Raw genomic sequence first — 9668 nt, forward strand, 5'->3', positions numbered from 1 at the left:
CGCGTTCCACGTCTGCGACAACCAAGGAATAGTTTGGACTGGGATTCGGAATATGCACGGAACGGGACGGCGGATTTCGATTTTTGATTCTGCCAATAGGCGGTTCTGGCAGTTTGCAGTTTTGACTGCAGCCGGCACCGTCGCCGCCTCCTCACAGGCCGATGCTGCGCTGTTCTACTGGAACAGTGATTCCGGCTACTACGGTGATTACCAGCCGATGCCGCGGCCGGCCCGGCCGAAGCCGAAGCGCAATCTGACCAAGAAAAATCCGGCGCTCGAGAAGGAGGCTGGCGCCAAGCCGCAGGGCCCCCTGATCATCTCGGTCTCGGTCGACCAGCAGCGCGTCAGCGTCTACGACGCCAACGGCCTCTATGCCGAGAGCCCGGTGTCGACGGGCATGAAGGGGCACTCGACCCCGATGGGTGTCTTCAGCGTCATCCAGAAGCAGAAGTACCACCAGTCCAACATCTATAGCGGCGCACCGATGCCGTACATGCAGCGCATCACCTGGTCGGGCATCGCCATGCACGCCGGTGTGCTGCCCGGCTATCCGGCCTCGCATGGCTGCATCCGCATGCCGATGTCGTTTGCGGTCAAGATGTACGGCTGGACGCGAATGGGCGCCCGCGTGTTCGTCACGCCGGGCACGATCACGCCGGAGAACTTCTCGCATCCGCTGCTGGTGACGCAGAAGATCACGCCGCAGCAGCCGGTTGCCGACGAGATCCTGAAGATGGATGCGCCGCTCGGCGTCAAGACCGACAAGGGCGCCGACAAGCAGTCCGGTCTCGATTTGCGCACCAGCGTCGGCCACGCCGCCTTGCCCGCTTCGCTGCGCGACAACACCCACACCGCCGACGCCACCGATGCGATGCCGGCGGCGAGCGCGTCGGTGACGATGTCCGACGCGTCCTCCTCGGCGACACGGGACGCGATCGCCGACAAGCTTGCAGCCGACAAGCCCGAGACGGTCCAAGCTGAGACCGCGACCGACCAGCCGGCCGAGACCAATTCCGCTCCCGACGACAAGACGGTCGGCGAAACCACCGGCAGCACCGACAAGCCGAAGACCGAGGTCTCCGCGAACGACCCGGTGAAGGCCGAAGGCAAAGCTGACGAGCCGAAAGCGGACGCCGCCAAGCCCGGCATTGCCGAGGCACCCAAGACCGATACGAAGACCGATGCGCCTAAGGCTGATGCCGCCAGGGACGCGAGCAAGGACGCTGCCAAGGCGGTGGATGCAGTCAAGCCGGCTGACAAGCCCGCCGAGCCGGCAACCGCGGCCGACGCGCCCGATGCCAAGAAGGACGCTGCCAAGGATACGGCACGGCTGCCCGGCGTCGCCAGGATCGACGTGTCGAAGCGCGCCGGCCAGATCGCGGTGTTCATCAGCCGCAAGGATTCCAAGCTCTATGTGCGGCAGAACTTTGCGCCGCTGTTCGACGTGCCGGTGACGATCGCCGCGAGCGACCGGCCGCTTGGCACGCATGTCTTCACCGCGGAAGCCGACAAGACGGATACCAACCTGCTGCGCTGGTCGGTGGTCACGCTGCCGACCCGCAATGCCGCCCGTATCGATGCCGAGGAGCATGTCTCGCATCGCCGCAAGGTGGCCGTGCCGGTCGAGGCCAAGCCGCAGCCGGCGACGAATACCCCCGCCGAGGCACTCGACCGCATCTCGATTCCATCAGACGTGATGGCCCGGATCAGCGAAGCGCTCGGCACCGGCGGCTCGATCATCGTCTCCGACCTCGGCGTCAACCAGGGTGAGACCGGCGAAGGCACCGACTTCATCCTGCCGCTGCGCTAAGCTTTCGGGCTGTACCTCTCCAACCCTCTTCCGGAGAGCGAAAATCACCTTCCGTCATGGCCGGGCTTGTCCCGGCCATGACGGCTAAGATGTTCTCTTCCGTAACACCTTGTTGAATGCCTGAGCCTGCGCTCTGGATTATGATGTCAGGCACATCCGATCCGGGGACATCATCATGATCGACCGCCGAACACTGATCGTGACGGCCTTGGCCGCGGCCGCAGGATCGCGTGCGCTGCATGCGGAGCAGCCCGCAATGAGCCGGATCACGGCCTACGCCTTTTCATTCCCCGCACTCTCGGGCGGCGATATCAGCCTTGCCGACTATGCCGGCCATCCCCTGATGATCGTGAACACGGCCTCGCTCTGTGGCTTCACGCCGCAATATGCCGGCCTGCAGCAATTGTGGAGCGAATTCCGCGAGCGCGGCTTCGTGATCATCGGCGTGCCCTCGAATGATTTCGGCGGCCAGGAGCCCGGCGGCCCGACCGAGATCGCCGAGGCCGCGCAGCATCAATACGGCGTCACCTTCCCGATCGCAGCGAAAGCGGTGGTCCGCGGCGCGAGCGCGCATCCTTTCTACCGCTGGGCGGCCGAGGCGCGGCCGAAGGACGTGCCGCGCTGGAATTTCCACAAATACCTGATTGGCCGCGACGGCTATATCGCCGACGTCTTCCCTGAGTCGGTCACACCCGACGACACCCGCATCAAGACCGCAATCGCACTGAGCGCTGGCGGCAGCCTGAAAGGCCCCGATAATCCCCGGAATTAACTGGGATATTGAGCACGCGCCCGCCCACCTTCATTGCCTTGGCGTCGCGACTGCGACTAGGGTACGATCGGTTGGGAGTGAAGCGGTCCGGGTGCGGCAACGGCGGCACGGGAGCGCGATCAGCAGGGAACACGCCATGCGCATTGCGGCAGGTCTGATTTTCGCAGGGACCGTATCGTTGCTCGCGTCGAGCGCAGCTTGGTCGCAGACGCCGCCCGCCAAGGGCGCTGCGGCAGCGCCGGCCAAGGGCGCCGCCACAGCGCCGGCGGCAGCACCAGCGGCCGCAGCGCCAGCGCCCGCCGCCGCGGCACCTGCGCCCGCCACCGCAAACGCCGCACCAGTGCCGCCGAAGCAACCGCCGCAGCCGGCGCGCGCTGCCTGCAACAATCCGAACGCGCTCGGCGTCGGCCGCACCGTCGAGATCGACACCACCGGCGGGCCCGGCTTCGGCTTCGAGCATTTCAAGCAGCTCGACTTCCTGCGCGACCATGAAGTGGTGCTGACCTTCGACGACGGTCCGTGGCCGGCCAACACGCCCGCGGTGTTGAAGGCGCTCGCGGATGAATGCACCACGGGCATCTTCTTCCCGATCGGCAAGCACGCCACCTATCACCCTGAAATCCTGCGTCAGGTCTATGCCGCCGGCCACACGGTCGGCGCGCACACCTGGTCGCACGCCAATCTGAACAACAAGAAGCTGACCGAGGATCAGAAGAAGGACGAGATCGAGCGCGGCTACGCCGCGGTCAAATGGGCGCTCGAGGTTTCACCCTCGCCGTTCTTCCGCTTCCCGGCGCTGCAGCATCCGCCGGAGATGGTGACCTATCTCGGCAACCGCAACATCGCGATCTTCTCCTGCGACCTCGACTCCTTCGACTTCAAGTCGAGCAAGCCGCAGCAGGTGATCGACACGGTGATGAAGAAGCTGAACAAGCTCGGCAAGGGCATCATCCTGATGCACGACTTCCAGAAGCACACCGCGGAGGCGCTGCCCGCGCTGCTGCAGCAGCTCAAGGCCGGCGGTTACAAGGTGGTGGCGATGCGCGCCAAATTCCCGGTGACGGTGCTGCCGCAATACGAGCAGGAGCTCGCCAAGGACGTCAAGCTGCCGACCGTGAGCTCGCGGCCGGTGAACAGCGTCGTCACCACGGTCGACCAGCAATAGCGCGCGCGACAGTTCTAGAGCGTTTTCGAGCGAAGTGGGTACCGGTTCGCGTGAAGAAAACGCGTCAAAACAACAATCCAGAGCCCCGTTCCGATTCGATCGGAGCGGAAATGGCTCTGGTTTCCGGGTTGCGTATCGAAGGGTTCGTCATCGTCTCCGCCGATGGCCGGCTGGCGAATGCGCACAATGTGATGCCCGACGATCTCAAGATCGAGGGCGACAAGCGGTTCTTCACCGCGGCTCTCGACCGCGCCGACCTCGTCGTGCATGGCCGTCACTCCCAGGAAGAGCAGCCGAACGCGCCGAAGCGGCGCCGCCTGATCCTGACCGGCAAGGTCGCGGCCACCGCGCCCGATCCGGACAATCCGAAGGCCCTGTTGTGGAATCCGGCCGGCTGCCCGTTCGAGGCGGCGAGCCGCGAAGCCGGCGTGACATCGGGCATGGTTGCCATCATCGGCGGCCCCGGCGTGTTCGGCATGTTCATGGACCGCTACGACACGTTCTGGCTGTCGGTCGCGCCAAGGGTGCGCATCCCCGAGGGCGAGCCGTGCTTTCCGGGCGTCCCTGCCCGCACCCCGCAGCAGGTGCTTGCTGCGCACGGGCTTCGCGCCGACGCGCCGCAACTGATCGATGCCGCGCAGGATGTCAGCGTGACGCCGTGGCGGCGTGAGCTGCCCCCGTAGGATGGGTGGAGCGCAGCGATACCCATCGATCTCTCAGCACAAAGGTGATGGGTTTCGCTGCGCTCTACCCATCCTACTGTGATCGCGCCCTACACGTCCCCATACGCCGGCTCATCGCGGCGCGGGCCGCGACCGTAGCCGGCGATGATGAACAATGCGCCGATCAGCGACAGGTTCTTCAGCGCCTCCATCAGGGTCTTGCCGTTGTCGGGCGCCGCCTGATTCCAGAAATCGTGGAAGTAGAAGGTCGCAAAGCAGACGAAGATGATCAAAAGGATCGCGAAGAACCGCGTCAGCACGTTCACCGCGATCATCAACCCGGCGATGATCTCGAAGGCGCCGATCGTGATCGCCAGGAGCTGCATGAACGGCATGCTAGCGAAGGTTTCGATCTGCTGCGTATAGGGCGCGATCACGGCGGGAACGGTCACCTTGGCCGTGAGCACGTCCGCAGTCACCTGGATGCCGAAGAGCTTGGTCGCCCCCGAATACAGGAACAGCACGGCGAACAGAACGCGCCCGAAGGTGATCAACGCTGGCATGGGTCGGCCTCACTGGATGGCAGAATCGGACGAAGCAGGCGGAGCGATTATGGTCGCTCCACCTGCTTCGATCAAATCGAATCGGTCTCAGCCAAAGAGCGTCGGCTGCGCGCGGCCAGCGCGCTCCTGGGCTTCGACGGCGGCAACCGCCGTCATGTTGAGAATGCCGCGCGCCGTCACACCGGGGGTGAGGATGTGCGCCGGGCGCGCCGGACCGATCAGGATCGGCCCCACCGGCAGCGCGTTGGCCAGCGATTTGATCATCTGGTAGGCGATGTTGGCGGCGTCGAGGTTCGGCATGATCAGGATGTTGGCCTCGCCTTCCAGCCGCGATTGCGGCAGCACGAGCTTGCGCGCCACCGCCGACAGCGCTGTGTCGCCCTGCATTTCGCCGTCGGCCTCGATCTCCGGATGCTTGTCCTTCAGGAGCTGGGTGGCCCGCCGCATCTTGCGCGAAGAGTCCGTATCATAGCTGCCGAAGTCGGAATGTGACACGAAGGCGACCCTCGGCTTGAAGGCGAAGCGCTGAACGTGAATCGCCGCGAGCGACGCCACTTCGGCGAGCTCCTCCGCACTCGGGTTCGGCCGCACCTGGGTATCGGCGAGGAAATGCGCGCCGGTGGAGGTGATCATCAGCGCCAGCGCGGCATAGTCGCTGACCCCCGGCAGGAAGCCGATGATCTCGCGAACATGGCGCAGATGGCTCATGTAGCGGCCCTCGACGCCGCACAGCATCGCATCGGCCTCGCCGCGCGACACCGCGAGCGCCGCGATGACCGTGTTGTTGGTGCGAACCACGGTCCGCGCGCCCTCAGGCGTCACCCCGCGCCGGCCGGCGACGTCGATATAGGACTGCACGTAGGAACGGTAGCGCGGATCGTCCTCGGGATTGACCAGGTCGAAATCGCGGCCGGCCTTGATCGACAGGCCGAAGCGCTTGATCCTGGTCTCGACCACCGATGGACGGCCGACCAGGATCGGCCGCGCCAGCTTCTCCTCAAGCACCACCTGAGTCGCGCGCAGCACGCGCTCATCCTCGCCTTCAGCGTAGATCACGCGCACCGGCTGGGTCTTGGCCTTGGCAAACACCGGCTTCATGGTGAGGCCGGAGCGGAACGAGAAGCGCTCGAGATTGGCGGCGTATTCGTCGAAATTGGTGATCGGTCGTGTCGCGACGCCGGACTCGATCGCGGCCTTGGCCACGGCCGGCGCGATGCGCAGGATTAGGCGCGGATCGAACGGGCTCGGGATCAGCGAGCCCGGGCCGAACCCTTGCGTCTCGCCGGTCTCGAAGCCATGGGCCACCGCATCCGACGGCGGATCGCGCGCGAGCTGCGCGATCGCATCCACCGCGGCGTGCTTCATCGCCTCGTTGATCGCGGTGGCGCCGACGTCGAGCGCGCCGCGGAAGATGAAGGGGAAGCAGAGCACGTTGTTGACCTGGTTCGGATAGTCCGACCGTCCGGTGCAGATCATCGCATCCGGTCGCGCCGCCCGCGCCTCTTCCGGCATGATCTCGGGCACCGGATTGGCGAGCGCCATCACCAGCGGCCCATCCCCCATCTGCTTGACCATCTCCGGCTTCAGCACGCCCGGCGCCGAAAGCCCGATGAAGATGTCCGCGCCCGGAATCACGTCCGCCAGCACGCGCGCGTCGGTCTTCTGGACATAGACCGCCTTCCAGCGATCCATCGTGGTGTTGCGGCCTTCATAGACCACGCCGTCGATGTCGCAGACCCAGATGTTCTTGCGCTGCGCCCCCATCGAGACCAGCAGGTTGAGCGTCGCGATCGCCGCCGCGCCGGCACCTGAGCAAACGATCTTGACGTCGGGCAGCTTCTTGCCGTTCAGCAGCAGCGCGTTGACGATCGCGGCTGCGACGATGATGGCGGTGCCATGCTGGTCGTCGTGGAACACCGGGATCTTCATGCGCTCCTTGAGCTGCGTCTCGATCTCGAAACACTCCGGCCCGCGGATGTCCTCCAGATTGATGCCGCCGAAGGTCGGCTCCAGCGCCGCCACGGTCTCGACCACGCGCTCGATCGTGTCGGCCTTGATCTCGATATCGAACACGTCGATGCCGGCGAATTTCTTGAACAGCACCGCCTTGCCTTCCATGACGGGCTTGGAGGCCAGCGGACCGATATTGCCGAGACCGAGCACGGCCGTGCCGTTCGAGACCACAGCCACCAGATTGGCGCGGGCGGTCAGCGTCGCCGCCTCGGCGGGGTTCTTGGCGATCTCGGTGCAGGCGGCGGCCACGCCCGGCGAATAGGCCAGCGCCAGGTCGCGCTGGTTGGCAAGCGGCTTGATCGCCTGGATCTCGAGCTTGCCCGGCCGCGGCAGCCGGTGATAGGCGAGCGCCGCGTTATGGAGTTCTTCAGACGATGACGACATGCGTGCTCCCCGCGTTTCCGGCCCAAATTTCTTGTTTCTGTGCTAATCCAGGCGAAAGTCAGTTGTCCGGCAAACCGAGCCGGATGTGAAGCATGTCCAGCCGCTTGGATGCAACATCCGATCATATCCCCGTCAACAGGCCCGGGCGGGCCCGTTCAGTGATGCTGCACCTTCTGGCCGCGGATTGGCAATTTTTTTCCTTGATGATCCGGAGTTGACCGAATGAAGAAAATTCTGCTCGGCCTGATCGCTGTCATTGTCATTGCGGTCGGCGGCTTCTTCGGCTTCGACCTCTATGCCCAGCGCCGGGTCACGCGCGAGGTCGAGGCCGCCTTCGAGCAGGTCCGCGTCACCGGCGCCAAGGCGAGCCACGGCAAGATCGCCTTCGACGTCAAGAGCCGCACCTTGACGATTGCAGACATCGCCACCGAGACGGGAGCGCAATCTCCGGTCAGCGTCAAGATTGCCAGCCTCACGATGACAGGCCTCGGTCAAACGGACGCGGCACGGGTCTCCGCCGACAAGCTTGAGTTCAGCGATGTCGAGATTGGCGTGGCGGCGCCGAGCCCGACGATCGACTCCCTGACCTACAAGGCGCCGCGGATCACGGTGAAGGACTATTCCGCTCCCGCCGGCCTGCCCCAGCTTCCGGCCTCGTCGTCCATCGTCGAGTTGTACCGGTTCGCGTTCGCCCAGCTCGCGAGCATCAATGCGTCGTCGGTGACCGCGCCCAACTTGACCGGAACGCTGACCTTCAGCGCCGCAGCACATGCCGGCGACGGCGCCGGCGGCACATTCGACTATTCGGGCCTTGCCATCGAAAACATGAAGGACGGAAAGATCGCGTCGAGCAAGACCGACAAGGTTGCGTTCAGGATCAATTCGCTGGCGGCAGGCAAGCCGGTCAAGATGACCGGCGACCTCGCCAATATCGCCGCGACCGATATCGACGTCGGTGCGATGGCGGCGATGTTCGATCCGGCCAAGGCCAATGACGACCGGGACTATCGGGTTCAGGGCCACGTTTCGGTCGGTCCCTATGTGATCACCGTGACGCCTGATGCCGTCGCCGCCACGCCCGGCCTGAACATGCGGATCGAGGGCGTCACCGTCGACGACGTCAGGATCAATCCGTCGCGGATGCAGCTGCCGGCGCTGCTGGCGATGATCCCGCCGCCGGGCAGCGCGCCGCCGTCTCCGGCCCAGGCGCGCGAACTGCTTGAGAAGGTCGCGGGCCTCTATTCGGGTGCCGGCATCGGAAATGCCGAGATGCGTGGGCTGTCGTTTGAGACGCCGCAGGGGCCGCTCAAGCTGTCTTCGGTGCGATTCAATTTCGAACACGGCAAGATCGGCGAGCTTGCCGTCGAGGGGCTTGATGGGCGCGCACCGCAGGGCCCCTTCAAGGTCGGACGCTTCGCGCTGAAGTCGCTCGATGTCGCCAACTTCATGCGGCTGTCGGCGCAGTTCTCCGTCGAGAAGCCGTCGGCGGAACAGGCGCTGGCGCTATTTCCGCTGCTCGAGGGCGTCGAGCTCAAGGGCGTCGCGACGCCGTACAAATCCACCGGCAAGCCGGTCAACATCGATGTGTTCAGCCTCGACTGGGGTCAGTTCGTCGGATCGATCCCGAGCAGACTGCGCCTGGTCGCGAAGTTAGCCGCACCGGTCGATGCCACCGACCCGCGGCAGCAGCCGCTGATCGCGGCCGGGATCGACCGGATGGCCGTCGACGCCGATCTCGGCGCTGTCTGGACCGAGGCGTCGCGCTCGTTCGCGCTCGAGCCGGTCAAGTTCGACATGGCGGGGCTCGTGAAGGCGTCGGCGAAGGTCTCGCTCGGCAACGTGCCGCGCGAGGCATTTTCGGCGAACGCAGCCGAGGCGATGGGCGCGGCAGCGCAGATCGAGGCCAGCGCGATCGAGCTCACCGTCCATGACCTCGGCGTCATCGATCTCGCGGTCGCGCAGTACGCGCGCAGCCAGAATGTCGGCCGCGACGCCGCGCGCAGCGCCATCCTCGAGAGCATCAAGGCGCAAGGCGATGCGATCGGCGGCAGCAATCCCGACGCCACTGCCCTCATCACCGCCATCAGCCGGTTCATCGAGACGCCGGGGCAGACGCTGGTCGTCAAGCTGACGCCGCGCGCCAAAGCGCCGGCGCTTCAGCTGATGCAACTGCTCAAGATCGATCCGCCATCGGCGCTGGCGCAATTCCGGATCGAGGCCTCGACCGGGCTGTGACGCTTCTCTCTCTCCCCGTTCTTACGGGGAGAGGGCTGGGGTGAGGGGCTGCCTCCACAAATTC

The 9668-nt window shown here is 65.3% G+C and carries 7 protein-coding genes; 5 read left to right on the forward strand and 2 right to left on the reverse strand.

From position 1 onward, the window contains the following. The first annotated feature begins 52 nt into the window (after positions 1-52). The 4 genes from K359_RS0127900 (at position 53) to K359_RS0127915 (ending at position 4430) form a co-directional block, all read left to right on the forward strand. Positions 53-1810 carry a L,D-transpeptidase family protein gene (locus tag K359_RS0127900; protein ID WP_035977236.1) on the forward strand — a complete coding sequence of 586 codons (1758 nt, stop codon included), beginning with the start codon at positions 53-55 and terminating at the stop codon, positions 1808-1810. Between the two features lie 175 nt (positions 1811-1985). Continuing rightward, complete coding sequence (locus tag K359_RS0127905) at positions 1986-2582, forward strand: glutathione peroxidase (RefSeq protein ID WP_029082266.1); 597 nt, start codon at positions 1986-1988, stop codon at positions 2580-2582. A 136-nt stretch (positions 2583-2718) separates the two neighbouring features. Further along, positions 2719-3747 (forward strand): polysaccharide deacetylase family protein, encoded by a 1029-nt coding sequence (locus K359_RS0127910; protein ID WP_029082267.1) that lies wholly within the window; start codon positions 2719-2721, stop codon positions 3745-3747. A gap of 110 nt (positions 3748-3857) precedes the next feature. Beyond that, on the forward strand, positions 3858-4430 hold the full coding sequence (locus tag K359_RS0127915; RefSeq protein WP_029082268.1) for a dihydrofolate reductase: 573 nt from the start codon (positions 3858-3860) through the stop codon (positions 4428-4430). 89 nt (positions 4431-4519) lie between these two features. On the opposite strand, the gene K359_RS0127920 is transcribed toward K359_RS0127915, so the two are convergent. Both K359_RS0127920 and K359_RS0127925 read right to left on the reverse strand, forming a co-directional pair. Continuing rightward, positions 4520-4972, reverse strand: a complete 453-nt coding sequence (locus K359_RS0127920; protein ID WP_029082269.1) for a DoxX family protein — start codon at positions 4970-4972, stop codon at positions 4520-4522. A gap of 87 nt (positions 4973-5059) precedes the next feature. Then, entirely contained in the window at positions 5060-7369 is a 2310-nt protein-coding gene (locus tag K359_RS0127925) for an NADP-dependent malic enzyme (RefSeq protein WP_029082270.1), read from the reverse strand. A 222-nt stretch (positions 7370-7591) separates the two neighbouring features. Here K359_RS0127925 and K359_RS0127930 point away from each other — a divergent pair, with 222 nt between their 5' ends. Then, the gene (locus tag K359_RS0127930) at positions 7592-9604 is read left to right on the forward strand and encodes a hypothetical protein (RefSeq protein WP_029082271.1); all 2013 of its coding nucleotides are present in this window, start codon (positions 7592-7594) and stop codon (positions 9602-9604) included. Positions 9605-9668: the final 64 nt, after the last annotated feature.

The sequence above is a fragment of the Bradyrhizobium sp. th-b2 genome, from assembly GCF_000426785.1.
In the GTDB taxonomy this organism is placed as follows: Bacteria; Pseudomonadota; Alphaproteobacteria; order Rhizobiales; family Xanthobacteraceae; genus Bradyrhizobium; species Bradyrhizobium septentrionale.

What these genes read in the sequence shown, in the direction of transcription:
- K359_RS0127900 (WP_035977236.1), top strand. Translation starts at nt 53, where the DNA reads ATGCACGGAACGGGACGGCGGATTTCGATTTTTGATTCTGCCAATAGG.
- K359_RS0127905 (WP_029082266.1), top strand. Translation starts at nt 1,986, where the DNA reads ATGATCGACCGCCGAACACTGATCGTGACGGCCTTGGCCGCGGCCGCA.
- K359_RS0127910 (WP_029082267.1), top strand. Translation starts at nt 2,719, where the DNA reads ATGCGCATTGCGGCAGGTCTGATTTTCGCAGGGACCGTATCGTTGCTC.
- K359_RS0127915 (WP_029082268.1), top strand. Translation starts at nt 3,858, where the DNA reads ATGGCTCTGGTTTCCGGGTTGCGTATCGAAGGGTTCGTCATCGTCTCC.
- K359_RS0127920 (WP_029082269.1), bottom strand. Translation starts at nt 4,972, where the DNA reads ATGCCAGCGTTGATCACCTTCGGGCGCGTTCTGTTCGCCGTGCTGTTC.
- K359_RS0127925 (WP_029082270.1), bottom strand. Translation starts at nt 7,369, where the DNA reads ATGTCGTCATCGTCTGAAGAACTCCATAACGCGGCGCTCGCCTATCAC.
- K359_RS0127930 (WP_029082271.1), top strand. Translation starts at nt 7,592, where the DNA reads ATGAAGAAAATTCTGCTCGGCCTGATCGCTGTCATTGTCATTGCGGTC.